Origin of the sequence: Corynebacterium sp. H130 (assembly GCF_037572395.1) — a bacterium.
In the GTDB taxonomy this organism is placed as follows: Bacteria; Actinomycetota; Actinomycetes; order Mycobacteriales; family Mycobacteriaceae; genus Corynebacterium.
Genome location: NZ_JBBHLA010000003.1, coordinates 1 through 16975, shown reverse-complemented (window position 1 = coordinate 16975; position 16975 = coordinate 1). Strand labels below are relative to the sequence as shown.

Sequence of the window (16975 nt, the reverse complement as noted above, 5' to 3'; positions counted from 1 at the left end):
ACAAGCTGAAGCTTCCGTGCTCGGGCGTGTCAGCCCGGCATTGAGCGAGCCTATCTCCAAGGGCTTCATCGAGTTCATCGGTGGCCCATTGGGCAGGTACGCTGCTGTGGGTACTCAGCGTTGGTGGACGCCACTGCGCGTCCTGATCGTCACGGCGCTGACCTTCCTTTCCTTCGGATTCCTGGCAAAAACCAACTGCATCCAAGGCAAGCGCGGAGACAGCGGTGTCACACTTGACTGGTCCGGAAACCGCCACCTGGCGTCCGCCTGCTACAACGACATCGTTCCGCTGTTCGGTGGCCGTGGTCTGGATAAGCCAGGTTTCCCTTACGCCTTCTCCTGGCAGGAGGGCGCGCTGACCCGCTACATGGAGTACCCAGTACTCGGTGGCATGTTCCAGTGGCTCTCGGCAAGCATCTCCCGCGCGTTCTACCCACTGGTGAAGATGATGCCGGGCAACACCATTCCCGACGTCGGTTTCTACTTCATGGTCACAGCCTTCTTGATGGCCATCATGTGGGTGCTGACCATCCGCATGGTCGTTGAGCTGACCGGCAACCGCATCTGGGACACCGTGCTTGTCGCAGCGTCACCGCTGGTGATCATGCACGCTTTCACCAACTGGGACCTGCCTTCGATCTTCTTCGCAGTGGCCGCGCTCTGGGCTGTCAAGCGCAACCACATTTGGTGGGCAGGCGTATTCATCGGCCTGGGTACCGCATTCAAGCTCTGGCCGCTGTACCTGTTGGGCGCCTTCTTCATCCTGGCTATCCGCAGCAAGCAGTTCGTCCCGTTCATCAAGATGGTCGTGGCCGCTGCAGCAGTGTGGGTAGCGGTGAACCTTCCGGTGATGCTCGCTTACCCGAAGGCCTGGCGTGAGTTCCTGCGCCTGAATTCCGAGCGCGGTGCAGAATGGACCACTATTTACGCCACCTTTACCCGCGTCACCAATATCAACTTTGAGGTTTCCACCCTCAATACGTTGAGCTTCGCTGGCTTTGCCATCAGCTGTCTGGCGATCTTGATCTTCGGACTGAAAAGCAAGCGCACTCCGCGCGTCGCTCAGCTCGTTGCGCTGATCATCATCGGCTTCCTCATCTTCAACAAGGTCTACTCCCCGCAGTACTCCCTGTGGCTCATCATCCCGCTAGCGCTCGCGATCCCGAACTGGCGCCTCAACTTCAGCTGGCAGGTTGCCGACGCCATGGTGTGGCCGATCCTCATGTGGCACATGATGGGCGAAGACAAGTTGGGCGCGCCGGGTGAGCTGCTCACCATTGCGGTCATTGCTCGCGACGCTTTCATCATCACCTTCGCCGTGCTGATCATCCGAAGCATGATGGGCATTGGTGCCGACAAGGTGTACGACGCCCACGAAGGTCGCGACCCTCTCGCCGGCCCATTCCGCATGCCAGTCCAGGACGAGTACAAGGAACCGGTTGTAGAGCAGGGCGTGGAGTCAGTGGAGGAAGCACGTGTCTAACACTGAAATGTTCGTCATGGTGGGCGAGATCTTCATCGGATTTCTCTTCATGATGAGCGCGTTCGCCTGCTTCATGTACAAAAAGCCACTCAAACTGGTGTGGACTTTGGTGGCATTCGCCTTCCTCTTTCTCACTATCCTCCCGGTCTCCCAGGCAATTGGCTGGGGAACGACTTGGATTAGGTAGCCTCCGTGCGCTATCTTGGATAGGTTGCTGACGCAACGACCCTCCTGCCATGCCTACCGATGGGTGTGGCCGATTCAAATTACTAGACCATAGGAGGTGATGAGGTCCGTGCGTCAATACGAACTCATGATCATTCTTGATCCATCTCAGGATGAGCGCACCGTAGCCCCGTCCCTAGACAAGTTCCTCGAAGTCGTCCGCAAGGAAAACGGCACCGTGGAAAAGGTAAACATCTGGGGTAAGCGTCGCCTTGCTTACCCAATCAACAAGAAGGATGAGGGCATCTACGCCGTCATCGATCTCAAGTGCGAGTCCGCAACCGTGCTCGAGCTTGACCGTCTGCTGAACCTCAGCGACGACGTTCTGCGTACCAAGGTTCTGCGCGTCGACGCTTAAGTCGCGATACGCATAGACTTAGAATCCAACGACCTTAACTAACGCGCGCAGAGAGGCAAGGATATGGCTGGAGATACCGTCATTACCGTGGTGGGCAACCTGGTTGCCGACCCAGAGCTCCGTTTCACCCCATCGGGTGCAGCTGTAGCTAATTTCCGTATCGCATCGACCCCACGGACGTTCGATCGTCAGACGAATCAGTGGGTGGATGGTGAGGCCCTGTTCCTTGCGTGCAATGTGTGGCGTCAGGCTGCAGAGAACGTCGCTGAAACTCTGACCAAGGGCATGCGAGTCATCGTCCAGGGTCGTCTCAAGCAGCGTTCCTACGAAACCCGCGAGGGTGAGAAGCGTACTGTGTTCGAGCTGGAAGTCGACGAGGTCGGCCCATCTCTGCGCTACGCAACTGCCCAGGTGAACCGCGCTAGCAATGGTGGCGGTAACTACGGTGGAAACGCCGGTGGTGGTTTCGGTGGCGGCCAGGCTGGTGGCCAAGCGCCTCAGCAGGCACAAGGTGGCGGTTTTGGTGGTGGCGCTCCTCAGATGCAGCCACAGCGCAACCAGGGTGGTTTTGGCGGCAATCAGCCAGTTCCAGACAATGACCCTTGGAACAGCGCGCCTCCCGCTGGTGGATTCGGTTCTGCAGAATCTGACCCTCCGTTCTGATCGGTTCGGGTCACCCCAGAGAACTACTGAATTTCACACAAAGAAACTTGAAAGGCAGGGATCATGAAGCTGATCCTCACCGCCGACGTTGACAAGCTCGGTGTCGCAGGCGACATCGTAGAGGTCAAGGACGGCTACGGACGTAACTACCTGCTTCCACGCGGCCTGGCAATTGTTGCTACCCGCGGCGCTGAGAAGCAGGTTGAGGGCATCAAGCGTGCCCAGGAAGCTCGCGCTATTCGCGACATCGACCACGCTCGCGAGGTCCGCACCCAGCTCGACAACCTTGAGGGTGTTGAGGTTGCAGTTCGCACTGCAGACTCTGGCAAGCTCTTCGGTTCTGTGTCCACTCAGGACATCGTCGACGCAGTGAAGGCCGCTGGCGGCCCATCTCTCGTTAAGCACAACATCGACCTGCCAAAGGGCCACATCAAGGCTCTCGGTTCTTACCAGGTCACCGTGAAGCTTCACGACGACATCACCGGCAAGATCAACTTTAAGGTCGTTGCTGCCTAATTTAGGCTCACTAAGCAACGGCGGCTAAATTTCATAGCCCAACGACAACAGCGCACTGCAGGGTCTCACCTTTTCGAGGTGGGACCCTGCAGTGTTTTATGACGAGCTGGAGGTTGTGGATAACTCACTTGCGATTGGGGATAACTTTTCCACCGGAAACCTTCAGTTCATGAAAAATCTTCGTTTGTCAAACGTGCTGGTCACGTCGCGTGTCTAAGATAACCTTTAAAAAAATAGGCCCTGAGCAGGGGAAATGACTCCTTATAGATAGACCTTTTTGCTCAGGGGTGTTCACCTGCAGTTTTGTGAGTAGTTCACATTCCATACACATGGTTGTCCACAAGGGCCTGTGGATAACTATGTGAGGGAAACGTGGATTTCTTGTTCGTCGTCAGGTTTGATTGTTGCTGTTGGGTGGCCTTCGAGGTTCAAAAAGACGTCGATTGTGGCGCCCGATTGGTCGAATGCGCGGTAGTGCAGGTCGGTGTTGGTGATGTCTACCGTCTCGGTCCGCGCCCAGGTGAGCCAAGGGTGGCGGCGGCGCAGACCGATGAGTTGCTGATGGAGCGCAAGCATTGGGGATTCGCCCTGCTTGAAGAAAGGTCGAACGGCGTCGTCACCGCCCAATCGTTCTTCCTTGAGGCCCTCGTACCCGAGTTCATCGCCGTAGTAGATGGCGGGTGTGCCGGCTGTGGTCATGAGGATCACGAGCGCCAATGCTGCTTTCGCCAGGCCAACCTGTGTGGCGATGCGGGTGACATCATGGTTGCCGATGAAGGTGTATGGCAAGAAGCTTTCGAGCAGCTCATTATGCCGCTTGAGGTTCCAGTCGAGCTCAAAGAAGTTGTCGTCCTTGAGGCTGGACCAGATCGACTTCCATAGTTCGTATTGGGTAACGGAGTTGATCGGGCGGGCATGGGCGACGTAGTCGCCGTGAATAACTTCGCCCATGATCCAGGCATCGGGGTTTGCTTCGTATACGCGAGGAGCGACCTGCTCCCAGAACGGAATTGGTACGGAGTAAGCTGCGTCGAGGCGCCAAGCGTCCGCGCCGCGATCAAGCCAGAAGTTCATGACGTCCGCCACGAGGTCTGCCGTAGCTGGATTTGAGTGATCCAGGGTGAGTAGGTCGCCATGTCCTTCGAAGACTGAGTCGGTAGCGACGAGGTGCTGGTACTTGCTGCCTTTGCCGACGTGATTGAAGACTCCGTCGAGCATGATGCGGATGCCACGTTCTTTGCAGGCGCGGACGAGCTCATCAAAGTCGGCCATGGTTCCGAGTCGTGGATCGATCTCGAAGTAATCCAGGGTGTCGTAGCCGTGGCTGTTTGAGGTAAAGATGGGCCCCAATGCGAGGCCGTTGCCTCCCAGCTCAATGAGGTAATCCAAGTTGTTGGTGATGTGTGTAAGTCGCGGGGTGAGGGCGCGTTCTTCAGGGGTTGGCCGTGTTGGGGCGCCGGTGAATCCGAGCGGGTAAACATGCCACCACACCGTGTGTTCTGCCCAATGTGTCATCGCAAACTCCTTTAGTATATGTCACTCACTAACAGTTAGTGAGTATCTTGCACTAACTCCGGCTATGCTGTCAACATGCGCACTCGAATGAATCCCGCGGACCGCCAAGCGTTGATCCTGGAAACGGCACACAAAGCCTTTGCTTCCGATTCTTACCAAAACGTCTCCGTCGCGCAGGTAGCTGCTGAATGCGGGGTATCGGTGGCGCTTGTCCACAAGTATTTCGAGTCAAAGTCCGGGCTCTTTGCAGCGGTACTCGCAGATAGCTTCAGCCAGCTCCGTGCCAAGCAGAACGCCTATCTGCAAGGCAAAACGATTAAGCGTGATCAGGTCAAGGCCATGATTGAAGCGCACCTGGACTTCGTGGCAGAGCTGGCCCGTCCCTTCGAAGTCGGCCATGTTCTCAATGGGCATGATGATGAAAAGGCTGCCGAGGTGAGGCGCCTTGAAGAGCGGACCTTCGCTGCGAAGATGATCGCGATCGTCCAGCCAAATGACAGCGCTCGGGATTTCTATGCTATCCAGGCCTTTTATGGACAAATGCAGGCGGCAACAAAGGCGTGGGTGCAGCGGGGCTGCAAGCCGGAAGAGAAGCACTCCGTCATGGATGTCGTGCTCGGGGGCCTCGAAGGGGCCCTGGGTGACTGGAGTCGATAGTTCGGGCTAACATCAGGGTGTGACGACGCCAAATACCAGCTTCGACGATACTGATCTGCCGCTCCCTCCTGAACCGGATGCCAGCTTTGACGATGGTCCTACTCAGGCGTTTTCGCGGCCTGTGCGTCGAGAAGCGCGGCGGCGCCGTGACCAGGACATCCCCGAGGGGCGCGAGTTCGGTCGCCAGCCTCCGCACGACAGTGACTCGGAAAAGGGCGTGCTGGGCGCGATGCTCATGTCGATGCATGCCGTCGAAGACGTGGTGGAGATCCTTACACCGGATGACTTTTATCATCCGCGTCATCAGATCATCTACAAGGCGATCATCGAGCTGTTCACCGAGGGCACCGAGGTAGACCCGCTGGTCGTGCGCGGTCGCCTAGACCGCAACAATGACCTCGACCGCGTCGGTGGCGCGCCATACCTTTATGACATTGTCTCTAGCGTCCCGACCGCCGCAAACGCCCGCTACTATGCCGAGATCGTCGCGGAAAAAGCCATCCTGCGCAGGCTTGTCGACGCCGGCACGCGCGTCGTCCAGCTGGGCTACGAGGGCACGGAAGGTGCCGAACTCGACACTGTGCTGGATATGGCGCAGCAGGAGGTCTTCGGCATCGCGAAGAAGCAGGCGACCGAGGATTACGCGATCCTGGCCGACATCCTCGATCCGACCATGGACGAGCTCTCCCAGATCGCAGAAAACGGCGGCCTGGCGCAGGGCGTGCCGACCGGATTCGTGGACCTGGACAACTTGACTAATGGCCTGCATGGCGGCCAGATGATCATCATCGCGGCGCGTCCTGGTGTCGGTAAGTCGACGTTGGCCCTCGACTTCATGCGCTCCTGCTCGATTAAGCACAACAAGGCGTCGGTCATTTTCTCGCTGGAAATGTCGAAGGCGGAGATCGTGATGCGTATGCTCTCCGCGGAGACTGATATCAAGCTCACGGACATGCGATCCGGACGTATGACGGAGGAACAGTGGGCGAAGCTCGCGAACCGCGTCGGACAGATTGAACAGGCCCCGCTGTTCATCGACGACTCCGCGAACCTGACCATAATGGAGATCCGCTCCAAAGCCCGCAAGCTGAAGCAGAAGTACGACCTGCAGATGATCGTGGTGGACTACCTGCAGCTGATGAGCTCCGGCAAACGCGTCGAATCCCGCCAGCAGGAAGTCTCCGAGTTCTCGCGCTCGCTGAAGCTACTGGCCAAGGAGCTGGACGTGCCGCTGATCGCGATTTCTCAGCTGAACCGTGGTCCGGAATCTCGTACCGACAAGCGCCCGCAGATCGCTGACCTGCGTGAATCGGGCTCGCTGGAGCAGGACGCCGACATGGTCATGCTGCTATACCGCCCAGATTCCCAGGATAAAGACGACGAGCGCGCCGGCGAAGCCGATATCATTTTGGCTAAGCACCGTGGCGGCCCGATCGACACGATCCCGGTCGCCCACCAGCTGCACTACTCCCGTTTCGTCGACCTCGCTAGGGGATAACATGCGACTTGCAACGCTCCGTACCGCCACCGGCACCCAAGCTGTTATCATCGACGGCCCCACGACCGCCCGCGCGATCCCCGGCGTTGCGGACGTCGGCCAGCTGCTTCTCGACGACCAGTGGTACGCCACCTGCTTGGACGTGGAAACCGAGCCGTTTGAATTCGACCCCGCTGACCTGGGCCCGGTCATTCCCCGTCCCGGAAAAATCATCTGCGTCGGCCTGAACTACGCCAAGCACATCCGGGAAATGGGCCACGAACAGCCTGCAGTCCCGACCCTCTTCATCAAGTTCCCGGAGGCTCTGATCGGGCCTTACGATACGTCGCATGTGCCCGCTTTTGCCTCCGCGAAGGCTGACTTTGAGGGCGAGCTGGCGGTGGTGATCGGGGCGCCTGCTCGAAATGTGACCGACGGTGCTTCTGTTATTGCGGGATATTCCATCATCAACGACTTCACGATGCGTGATTTCCAGAAGCAAACCCAGCAGTGGCATCAGGGCAAGTCTTTCGAGCACACCGCCGGATTTGGCCCGTGGTTGGACACGCACTTTGAACCGGGGCCACTGCTGACCACCCGGGTGAATGGCGAGGTCATGCAGCAGGACTCTACCGGAGACCTCATCTTCACCCCGGCCGACCTCATCGAATTCATCTCACGGATTTACACGTTGCAGCCTGGCGATGTGATCGCCACCGGCACTCCCGAGGGCGTTGGGCACGCGCGCGGTTCCTATTTGCAGGATGGCGACATCGTATCGATTTCAATTGAGGGGCTGGGTTCGATCGAGAATCCGGTGAAGTTCGTTCTGTAGTCGCGCGATTCGTCGAGCCTGATTCGTCGTAGAATCAAGGATTGCTTCGCTGCCCAGCATGAATAAATTGGGTTTTACGACGAATCGCCCACGAGAAACCACGGAGCCTTAAGGTGCGTACTTCCTAATCACGCTGGTTACCGGCCAGACGGACAGGGCAATGACCGCCATGCCAATCAAGAAGATGGCCTGGTATCCGATTACAGGCGCGACGAGTGAGACGGCGAACGGCACGAAGAACCCCAGATAGGTCATGGAGTAGTAGATGCCGATGAGCCCGCCCAGTTCGTGTGCGGGTGCCATGGTTTGAACCTCGCGCAGGCCCGAGACCATCATGATTCCGTAGGCGCTACCAAGGCTCAGTACGGCAAAGGGGAGCCAGACGAGTTCGTCGGTGCGGGCGATGAGGTAGCCGAACACCATACCTAAGAAGGCCAGCCCCATCCCAACAACCGCGGGTGGGACAAAGCCCCGGCCAAGCAGCGGGACTACGGATTGGACGAGCATGCCAACACCCATGGTTGCGCAAGCAACGATTCCGGCAAAGGCGATCTTGTGAGAAAAATGGTGGTTGACCAGGGAGACGATCACCGCAAAGGACGTCGTTGCGCAGCCAAAAACCCAGGGTGCCCACGCGGCGACTGACCACAGAAACCGCGAAGACAAAGCAATCGACGGCACAAGTGGGCCCTTCAAAGCTCCGGCTACTGTGACCTCGGGGAGCGTCCAGACGAGCAGTGCGATCAGTGCGGTGCCGACAGCATGGAATACCCATGGCAGCACGATCGGGTAAGGCGCGAATTCGGCGAGCAGCCCTGCTACCAGTGGTCCGCCTGAGAAACCGGCAGTGCTGGCGAGCGTCGCGCGCCGGGCGCTGACGGCGACGGGGGCGTCGGAAATTTCGCGGAGCCACGCCGCTCCCGAGGCCATGACAAGTCCCACTGCCACACCGCAGGTGAACCGGCCGATGCACAGCAGGATCGGGGAGATGTAGCCACCTGCCAGAATGATGAGCGAGGACAGCGCAGATATCACGAGAGCTGGGCGCATGAGGGCGCGTCGGCCGATGCGGTCGGAGAGGCGTCCGCCGTAGATCAGCGCCGGGATGAGGCCTAGGACGTAGGCCCCGAGAACGAAGGTGACAACGGCTTCGCTCAGTCCCGATTCCATGCGGTAGGTGAGCAGCATGGGGGCGAAGCTGTTCGCTCCGAAGGCGATGATAAACATGCCGAGCGCGATCCGAAACCATTGCATGTGAGCCACATTACAATATTCACATGTTGGTGACGGGTGTTTCAGCGAAAGCTGCGCAGCCTCAGCGAGTTGGTCACCACGAACACTGAGCTCAGCGCCATCGCGGCACCGGCGAACATGGGGTTGAGCAGGCCGAGGGCGGCCACCGGAATGAGCACCACGTTGTAGGCAAATGCCCAGAAGAGGTTGCCGTGGATGGTTCGCAAGGTTGACCGGGCGAGGCGGATGGCGTCGATGGCACTGCGAGGGTCGTCGTTCATGATGGTGATGTCGCTGGCCTCGATGGCGACGTCGGTGCCTGCGCCCATCGCGAGACCCAGGTCAGCCTGGGCGAGGGCTGCGGCGTCGTTAATGCCGTCACCAACCATGGCGACCTTCTTGCCTTCCGCCTGCAGCTTTGCGACGTGCGCTACCTTATCTTCCGGCCTGACCTCCGCGATAACGTGCTCGATGCCCACCTGATCTGCGACTGACCTGGCGGCGCCCGGGTTGTCGCCGGTGACGAGCCACGGCTCGATCCCCAATTTCTTTGCTGCGGCAATAGCCTCTGTTGCGGATGCTTTCGGGGTGTCCTGAACGATGATGATGCCGTAGTGCTGTCCGCCTACCTGGACTGCTACTGGCGTTGAGCCCTCTGGCGCGTCGACCTCGTGGGTTGGTCGGCCGACGGAAACGAGTTGCCCGGCCACGGTTGCAGTCATTCCTTGGCCTGGTGTTGCTTGGAAGTCGCTCGCCTCCGGGATGTCGCTGGCGGCTGCGACGATGGCGCGTGCAATAGGGTGCTCGGATCCTTGCTCAACGGCGGCTGCTAGTGCAAGGGTGTCACTAGGGCCCTCGAACGAGATGACCTTCATGTTTCCCGTGGTCAGGGTGCCCGTCTTGTCAAAGATGATCGCCTCAACCTGGCGGGTAGCTTCCAGTACCTCAGGCCCCTTGATCAGTAAGCCGAGCTGGGCTCCGCGACCAGTTCCAACGAGCAGGGCGGTTGGCGTGGCGAGCCCCAAAGCGCAAGGGCAAGCGATGATGAGGACTGCGACGGCTGCGGAGAAGGCGTCGGCGGTTGGGCTGCCTAACAGTAGGTGGGTGATCAAGGTGAGAACCGCGGTCACGATGACGGCCGGTACGAAGACCTGGGAAATCTTGTCCACGGTCCGCTGCACTGGAGCTTTCTTTGCCTGGGCTTCGGTAACCAACCGGCCCATTGCAGCGAGCGTGGTGTCCGCGCCCACGCGGGTGGCCTCGACGATGAGCCTCCCAGCGGTGTTCAACGTCGCGCCGGTGACGGCATCGCCAGGTACCACCTCCACCGGAACTGATTCGCCGGTCAGCATTGAAGCATCCACTGCCGAGTTGCCCTCTCGGACAACACCATCAGTAGCAATCTTCTCGCCGGGACGAACCACGAAATGTTCACCCACCTGCAATTTCTCGATCGGAATCGTGACTTCTGCGCCGCCTCGAAGCACGTGCACTTCCTTGGCTCCCAGATCGAGCAATGCCTTGAGTGCCTCCGAGGAGCGTCCCTTCGCCCGGGCCTCGAACCACCTACCAAGAAGCAAAAACACCACGACCATCGACGCGGTTTCGAGGTAGATCGAGTCCATGCCGTTCATCGAGTGCGCGCTGAGGCTCATGTGCATCTTCATGCCAGGCTTGCCGGCGCCCCCGAAGAAAAGTGCCACCAGCGACCACAGGTAGGCGGCGGTGGTTCCCAGGGAAATGAGTGTGTCCATGGTGAAAGCGCCGTGGCGCAGATTGGTCAAGCTTGCGCGGTGGAAGGGCCAGCCACCCCAGGCGTAGACAGGGGTTGCCAGCGCCAAAACTACCCATTGCCAGTACGTGAACTGCAGTGATGGAAGCATGGAGATTGCCATGATGGGCACAGCCAATAGTGCAGAGGGCACTAATCGACGAGCCAAGCTCGCTGACTCCTGCTCGGGTTCAACCTCTTCTGTTTTTTCGAAAGCCCCATATCCAGTTTTCTCGATGACTGCGATGATGTCTGTGGCGTCGATAAGCGCAGGGTCGAAGGTGACGCTGGCGGTCTCAGTGGCGAAGTTGACGGTCGCCTCCACGCCGTCCACCTTGTTGAGCTTTCGTTCGACGCGGGACGAGCAGGATGTGCAGGTCATGCCGGTGACACCGAGGTCAATGTGGGTTGTGGACATGTACGCTCCTTTGGAATCTCGCCCCAGTATACCCCCTGGGGGTATGTGGTTGGCAAAGGAAAAGGCCGCCCGAAGGCGACCTCTCCTTGTGGGTTTTACTGCTCGACTACCTTGTAGCCAGCCTCGATGACGGCCTCAATGATGGCGTCATCAGAGAAGTCCTCACCATGAACGGTCATGCGGCCGGAAGCAAGATCGACGTCGACGCCCTGGGTGCCAGGAACCTCGTTGACCTCTTCCTCCACTGACTTGACGCAGTGTTCACAGGTCATGCCCTCGATCAGGTAATTCTTTGTCACTTCAGTCCGGCCCTTTCTCATGGCTATTTCTATTCATGAAAGATATCTGAAACATTACTAACTCATTGGCTGTGTAAAAGTAAAGGTGGTCATGATCACAAAAGGGGCGTTGGGAATAACCAAAACATCGGTACAGTTGAACGAGAAGAACAATCAAACTTAAGGAGCGTTAATTATGGCAACGATCAACATCACCGAAACCGACTTTGAGCAGACCATCGATGAGGGGGGCATCGTGCTCGTTGACTTCTGGGCATCTTGGTGTGGCCCTTGCCGTCAGTTCGCGCCGATCTTCGAGAAGGTTTCCGAGGCGCACACCGATGTGAAGTTCGCCAAGGTGGACACCGACGCAAACCAGGGCGTTTCCGCAGCGCTGCAGATCCAGTCCATCCCAACCTTGATGGCTTTCCGCGACGGTATCCTCGTATTCCGCCAGGCAGGCGTCCTTCCTGCCCCAGCGCTTGAGGATCTCGTGCAGCAGGTCAAGGCGCTCGACATGGATGAGGTACGCCGTCAGGTTGCGGAGCAGAACGCCGGCAAGGGCGAATAGTTACCTATTCGAAACCTTGTGACCTGCCATTTATGGCAGCACCCTTGCTGACGAGTCACTAGACTAGTGGGAAAGCTCGTCGACCAAAGGACAAAAAGATGGCGAACCCATTCAGCAAGGGCTGGAAGTACCTCACCGCTTCCCTGGACGCAAAGATCGACGAAAACGCCGATCCAAAAGTCCAAATTCAGCAGGCCGTGGATGCTGCGAAGGAGCAGCACCGCAAGATTTCCGAGCAGGCAGCTGCCGTGATCGGAAATCAGCGCCAGCTGGAAATGCAGCTTGACCGCCTGGTGAAGGAGCAAGCATCCCTGCAGGACAAGGCTCGCCAGGCCATTCTCTCCGCTGACAAGGCCGCCGCTGATGGCGACACCGCTAAGGCTGCGGAGTTCAACACCACCGCGGAAATCTTTGCTTCCCGACTCGTTGCTGTAGAGCAGCAGCTTGAGCAAACCAAGCAGATGCACACCCAGGGTGAGGCTGCAGCTGAGCAGGCGAAGAAGCAGCAGAAGGAATCCGAGCTGCGCCTGCAGGAGCAGATGGCTCAGATCGATCAGCTGCGTGCGCAGGCCGATCAGGCCGCCATGCAGGAGAAGGTCTCCGACTCCATGGACTCCATTAACCAGTTCGGCAAGGACGACGACGTACCAACCCTCGATGACGTGCGCGCCAAGATCGAGCGTCGGTACGCCAATGCGTTGGGCGCTCAGGAGCTCGTCGAATCTACTGTCGGCGACCGGATGGCAGAGATTCAATCCGCTGGCGTGGACATGAAGGCCAACGCTCGCCTCGAGGAGATCCGAGCTTCCCTGAAGGCGGACAAGGAGCTCGAGGCAGCTCCGGCAGACAAGGACGCCGAGCCAGACGCCAAGTAGAACGACAGAGCCCCCGTGAAAAACAACAGTTTCACGGGGGCTTTTCGCTACATAAAACTAGGTCTCAGACCTGCGATTTAAGTTGATGAGCACGCCACGGATTCCGGAGTGGAAACCATCGCGCAGACTCACGCGCTGATTCTCGGTCAACGTGTATTCGTGCAGCGTTTCGCACGCAAACTGCAGCAACGGCCGGTCGATCTCGGGCGGAAGTCCGCCACCGGAGAAGAGGTGGGCGCTATCGCGCTGCTCTGGTGAAGCTGCGTTGTCGTACCACCAAGATGCGTACTGCTGTCCCACGTCAAATGGGGTTTGGAAACCTGCAGATGCCCACACTTCGTTCGGAAGTGGGACGTAGCGGGAGCGCAGTTTGCGGCGCGGCGCCATCATCGAAGGATTAGGCGTCGGGCGTGACTCCAGCTTCTCTTCGACAGGCGACTCCGTCTCTTTTTTCGCTGCCTGCTGTGCAAGAAGTGCAGGTGACGGCGCTGCTGGCGCTTCTTCCTTTTCCTCATCAGTGGCGGTCAGGCGGTCGCGCTCGGATTCGGTGAGGCAGTCGTCATCGGTTTCCCGAGGCTTTTCCACAGCTGGTTCGCCTGGTCGTGCGGGGAAGTGAGCTTCGGCGTCGTCGAAGTTGGTGGTGCCGTCGACGTCGATTGGCTCGGCATCCCCGATCGGCTTGGTGCGCACAACTGGTGGCAGCGGGCCTTCGAGGACTTGCAACTGCATGCAGTCAGCGAAGTCTTCGCGTGGATCCAGGATGGTGGTGGAGTCACAGGCGTGGCGAAGAGCGGAGGACATGGAGTCCCAGCCGAATCCGTACAGGTGCACGCGGACACCGGCGTTTACTGCTTCTTGGACGCCTGGGATCATGTCGGCATCGCCGGACACCAGCACGATGTCGCTGCAGGTGCCGCGAACGCCGGCGAGAACGAGGTCGGCAACGAGGCGCGTGTCGACTGCCTTTTGGGTGCGACGCTCGCCCCACTCAATCAACTGACCGGCTCGCAGCTGCACGCCATCGCAGGTGCGCAGTGCCCGCTGGTAGCGGTGTGGTCCGGTTTCGGGAATGCCGTCGTACCAGAATTGGCGGTGAATTGGCTGCTTAATATGGGTTTCAATCATGTTGCCGAGGACGGCAACGACTTCCGGTAGGTCAATTTCTAATTGCGCACGCGCTCCTGTTTCCCACGAGTTGTAAAAGCTCGCGAGCAGGTAAGACGTGTCCACAAAGACCATTGTTCTTTCAAGCATGGCTCCTAATTTCCGTTCATTGTTTGTATCTAAGTTGTGTATAACCAGCATGCCTTATCGGAGGCGTTCGCGTCGAAAAATTTTGCTCACAGCCTGCTAACCTGCTGCTTTTCGACGCCTAAAGCCCCCATTCAGCAACCATTGCTACTTGCTGTTGTCGGTGATATGGTTAGTTACATAAGTAACCAACCAAGTAACTAGGAGGGGGCGTGGACGAATCCACCGCACCGCTCTTCCGACAGATCGCTGACCTCATTGAGGACGCCATCGTTGAGGGCTCACTGAAGACGGGCGACCGCGCTCCGTCGACCAATGAGCTCGCAGCCTTTCACCGGATCAATCCGGCGACTGCCCGCAAGGGTTTGACCTTGCTTGTTGATAGTGGCGTGCTCGAGAAACGAAGGGGAATTGGCATGTTCGTGACCGCTCAGGCTCCTGAGGTGATTGTGAATAGGCGTCGAGAAGCGTTTGCGGCCGCTTACCTGGCACCGCTCGTCGATGAGGCCGTCAAGCTGTCCATTACCCGCACTGACCTGCACGATTTGCTCGACCGCGTGGCCGAATCGCGCGGACTATATAAGGAGGACTCATGATTTCCGCTCGCCAGGTTACGTTTAAGTACAAGGATCCGGTGCTCTCCGGATTAAATCTCACGCTGGAGCCGGACCGTATTCACGGACTGATCGGCCCGAATGGTTCCGGCAAGACCACGCTCATGAGGATTCTGGCTGGTCAGCTGCCATGCGAGGGCGAGGTGCTGGTAGACGGTGAGGCGCCCTTCGATGATGAAAAGGTCATGACGAACATCGTCCTCAGTGGCGCTGACATGAGCTTTCCGCAAAACTGGAGCGCCCAAAAGATCCTAGGTCTTGGTGCAAAACGTTGGCCAACCTTTGATCTCGACCGCGCGATGAAACTCCTCGCTGACTTCGAAGTTCCGGACTCCAATGGCTTTGGCAAGCTCTCTCTTGGCCAAAAGTCCGCGGTCTCTCTCGTGTTTGGCCTAGCTGCGCGCTGCCCGTTCACCCTCCTCGACGAGCCCTACCTCGGCATCGACGCCCAGCGCCGCGAGCTGCTCTACCGCACGCTTCTCGACGAACAAGAGCAGGCGCCCCGCACGATTCTCCTATCGACCCACCACATCAATGAGTCCGCGCGCGTGCTCGACACGGTTCATCTCCTTGAAAATAGCCGGATAGCGCTGTCCAGCGATGCGGTCGAGTTGGTCGACTCGATCCATGAAGTCACGGGCCCGACCTCGGTGTTGGAGCAGGTCGAACTGAATGTGGTGCGCAGGGAGGTTGTCGGTGGCATCACCAAGCTCATCATGAGGGGTGAAGTTCCAGAGATTCCGGGAGTGCGCGTTGACAACGTTGACCTGGAAACCGCCGTCCTTGCACTACAGGAGGGGTAAGCAATGACGCTCCGTCTTGCCTTCGATCGTAAAGCTTTGTTGCTGGCGTTCTGCCTCTTCCCGATGATCGTCGTTGGCGCCTTCGCGGATCACCCGGCGTTGATGTTCTTCCTGTGCCTGGCTGTGACAATGATGGTCGGTTTGTATACCGCGGACACACCACGATTCCGTGCCTACAGCCTCTCTCGTAGGCGGGCACGGCGGCTGCGCCTGGGGGTTGCAGTCTCCTTGGCCACGGCGCTCTGCATGGCATACCTGATCCCGTTCCTCCTCTACCAGACCAAGAGCTTCTACTTCGTGCTCGGGTCGGCGTTGGTCGGATTAGCGATCCAGCTCAAACGCCAACCGGAGGAACGATGGGAACCATTCCAAGTCGACTTCGTTTCACACCAGGCAAAGGGCATGGCGGTCGATATCGTCGGGAAGTCGTTGCTGCCCTGGCTCGCAGTATTCCCGTGTCTCATCATCTTCCTCGGCATCTTCCGGTTCGAAGGCAGCGCGTACGGCACCATCGGTGGCGGCCTCGGTGCCATGCTCGGTAGCGGAGTTGTGGGGCTCAAAAACCAGTTCAAAGTGTGGCAAACCTTTGGTGGTGCACGCCGAGGCATCTGGCTAGCCCAGCTTGCCGGTACAGGGGCAACATCCGTGAGCATTGTTGTCACCTTGCTGATCGCCGCCATCATCTTTGATGACGGCCTGCAGCTTGGCGACGTCTTCGCCTCGCTCACCGTTGGCCTTGCGTTCCAATTGGGTGTATTCCTTGGGGGCTACCGACGGACAAACTTCCTTGGTCCCATCGTTGCTTTCGTACTTGTCATGGGATCGACCATTCTGGCGGAGTACCTAGCATCCTCTCCTGTAAACGAAACGACCCTTGCGATGTTCGGTGGAGTTTGCGTGCTGTGGATTCTCATCGTCGTCATCTACGTGCCGCGGCGTATGGCGACGAGGCGATTCGGTACCACAGGACTAAATGCAATGTTCGGCACTGAGGGCAATATCAATATCTAGTTTTGCGTCTCTACCTGCGGGTTTGTGTTGTTGTGTGGTTGTGTGTAACTTTATGTGGGTCAGCGCGACCGACAACGCCCCGCTTTGATGAGTGTGTGGCGGTAGGAAAACGAGTCGCTGGCCAATATTAAAGCCTTCTTTTCTTCCTGGTTCTTTGGTTCTGGGTTGGGGGTTGTGCGTGTGTTGTTTGAGAACTCAATAGTGTGCCAAGTACTTTTTTATTTTTTGTTTTTGGTTGTGTGTTGGTGCCGGCAGGCCAGGAGTGGTCTGTGAAAGAGCATTAATACTCAATTGTTTTTTGGGTGGCGGGTTTTTCCTCGTCGGATCGTCTGTCACCCGTGTTTTTTTGGACAATCATTCGTTGGTTGTTTGTTTTGCTAGGTTTTTGGCTTTTCATATGGCTGATTATCATCTTTTATGG

The 16975-nt window shown here is 58.2% G+C and carries 18 protein-coding genes; 13 read left to right on the top strand and 5 right to left on the bottom strand.

Annotation, left to right across the window (positions count from 1 at the left end):
- Positions 1-16: 16 nt before the first annotated feature.
- From WG939_RS06275 to rplI, 5 genes are all read left to right on the top strand, one after another.
- Positions 17-1483, top strand: a complete 1467-nt coding sequence (locus tag WG939_RS06275; RefSeq protein WP_339984536.1) for a glycosyltransferase family 87 protein — start codon at positions 17-19, stop codon at positions 1481-1483.
- Positions 1476-1670, top strand: a complete 195-nt coding sequence (locus tag WG939_RS06270; RefSeq protein ID WP_339983811.1) for a hypothetical protein — start codon at positions 1476-1478, stop codon at positions 1668-1670. The genes WG939_RS06275 and WG939_RS06270 overlap by 8 nt, the downstream gene beginning before the upstream one ends.
- A gap of 108 nt (positions 1671-1778) precedes the next feature.
- Entirely contained in the window at positions 1779-2066 is a 288-nt protein-coding gene (gene rpsF, locus WG939_RS06265) for a 30S ribosomal protein S6 (RefSeq protein ID WP_182384960.1), read from the top strand.
- Between the two features lie 63 nt (positions 2067-2129).
- Positions 2130-2729, top strand: coding sequence for a single-stranded DNA-binding protein (locus WG939_RS06260; RefSeq protein WP_339983807.1), 600 nt, complete (start codon positions 2130-2132; stop codon positions 2727-2729).
- A 63-nt stretch (positions 2730-2792) separates the two neighbouring features.
- The gene (gene rplI / locus WG939_RS06255) at positions 2793-3245 is read left to right on the top strand and encodes a 50S ribosomal protein L9 (protein ID WP_339983805.1); all 453 of its coding nucleotides are present in this window, start codon (positions 2793-2795) and stop codon (positions 3243-3245) included.
- Between the two features lie 357 nt (positions 3246-3602).
- Here the strand turns inward: rplI and WG939_RS06250 are convergent, their stop codons facing one another.
- Positions 3603-4760 (bottom strand): alpha-amylase family protein, encoded by a 1158-nt coding sequence (locus WG939_RS06250; protein WP_339983803.1) that lies wholly within the window; start codon positions 4758-4760, stop codon positions 3603-3605.
- A gap of 75 nt (positions 4761-4835) precedes the next feature.
- Between WG939_RS06250 and WG939_RS06245 the strand changes: the two genes are divergently transcribed.
- The 3 genes from WG939_RS06245 to WG939_RS06235 are packed head-to-tail and all read left to right on the top strand — an operon-like array spanning position 4836 to position 7729.
- Positions 4836-5417 carry a TetR/AcrR family transcriptional regulator gene (locus tag WG939_RS06245; RefSeq protein ID WP_339983801.1) on the top strand — a complete coding sequence of 194 codons (582 nt, stop codon included), beginning with the start codon at positions 4836-4838 and terminating at the stop codon, positions 5415-5417.
- Positions 5418-5436: 19 nt separating this feature from the next.
- On the top strand, positions 5437-6915 hold the full coding sequence (dnaB, locus tag WG939_RS06240) for a replicative DNA helicase (RefSeq protein WP_339983799.1): 1479 nt from the start codon (positions 5437-5439) through the stop codon (positions 6913-6915).
- 1 nt (position 6916) lies between these two features.
- Positions 6917-7729 (top strand): fumarylacetoacetate hydrolase family protein, encoded by an 813-nt coding sequence (locus tag WG939_RS06235; RefSeq protein WP_339983797.1) that lies wholly within the window; start codon positions 6917-6919, stop codon positions 7727-7729.
- A gap of 108 nt (positions 7730-7837) precedes the next feature.
- Here WG939_RS06235 and WG939_RS06230 read toward each other — a convergent pair whose 3' ends face one another.
- The 3 genes from WG939_RS06230 to WG939_RS06220 form a co-directional block, all read right to left on the bottom strand.
- Entirely contained in the window at positions 7838-8983 is a 1146-nt protein-coding gene (locus WG939_RS06230) for an MFS transporter (RefSeq protein WP_339983795.1), read from the bottom strand.
- 41 nt (positions 8984-9024) lie between these two features.
- Positions 9025-11151, bottom strand: coding sequence for a heavy metal translocating P-type ATPase (locus tag WG939_RS06225; RefSeq protein ID WP_339983793.1), 2127 nt, complete (start codon positions 11149-11151; stop codon positions 9025-9027).
- 95 nt (positions 11152-11246) lie between these two features.
- Positions 11247-11450: a heavy-metal-associated domain-containing protein gene (locus tag WG939_RS06220; protein WP_339983791.1), complete on the bottom strand. Its 204-nt coding sequence runs from the start codon at positions 11448-11450 to the stop codon at positions 11247-11249.
- A 175-nt stretch (positions 11451-11625) separates the two neighbouring features.
- Between WG939_RS06220 and trxA the strand changes: the two genes are divergently transcribed.
- Both trxA and WG939_RS06210 read left to right on the top strand, forming a co-directional pair.
- The gene (gene trxA, locus WG939_RS06215; protein ID WP_339983789.1) at positions 11626-12000 is read left to right on the top strand and encodes a thioredoxin; all 375 of its coding nucleotides are present in this window, start codon (positions 11626-11628) and stop codon (positions 11998-12000) included.
- Positions 12001-12098: 98 nt separating this feature from the next.
- The gene (locus WG939_RS06210) at positions 12099-12875 is read left to right on the top strand and encodes a PspA/IM30 family protein (protein WP_339983787.1); all 777 of its coding nucleotides are present in this window, start codon (positions 12099-12101) and stop codon (positions 12873-12875) included.
- A gap of 57 nt (positions 12876-12932) precedes the next feature.
- Here WG939_RS06210 and WG939_RS06205 read toward each other — a convergent pair whose 3' ends face one another.
- Positions 12933-14129, bottom strand: a complete 1197-nt coding sequence (locus WG939_RS06205) for an NYN domain-containing protein (RefSeq protein WP_339983785.1) — start codon at positions 14127-14129, stop codon at positions 12933-12935.
- A 209-nt stretch (positions 14130-14338) separates the two neighbouring features.
- On the opposite strand from WG939_RS06205, the gene WG939_RS06200 reads away from it, so the two are divergent.
- From WG939_RS06200 to WG939_RS06190, 3 genes are read left to right on the top strand one after another with little or no spacing between them, the layout of a single operon-like run.
- On the top strand, positions 14339-14722 hold the full coding sequence (locus WG939_RS06200) for a GntR family transcriptional regulator (RefSeq protein WP_339983783.1): 384 nt from the start codon (positions 14339-14341) through the stop codon (positions 14720-14722).
- Positions 14719-15543 carry an ABC transporter ATP-binding protein gene (locus WG939_RS06195; RefSeq protein WP_339983781.1) on the top strand — a complete coding sequence of 275 codons (825 nt, stop codon included), beginning with the start codon at positions 14719-14721 and terminating at the stop codon, positions 15541-15543. The genes WG939_RS06200 and WG939_RS06195 overlap by 4 nt, the downstream gene beginning before the upstream one ends.
- Positions 15544-15546: 3 nt before the next feature.
- Entirely contained in the window at positions 15547-16554 is a 1008-nt protein-coding gene (locus WG939_RS06190) for a hypothetical protein (protein WP_339983779.1), read from the top strand.
- Positions 16555-16975: the final 421 nt, after the last annotated feature.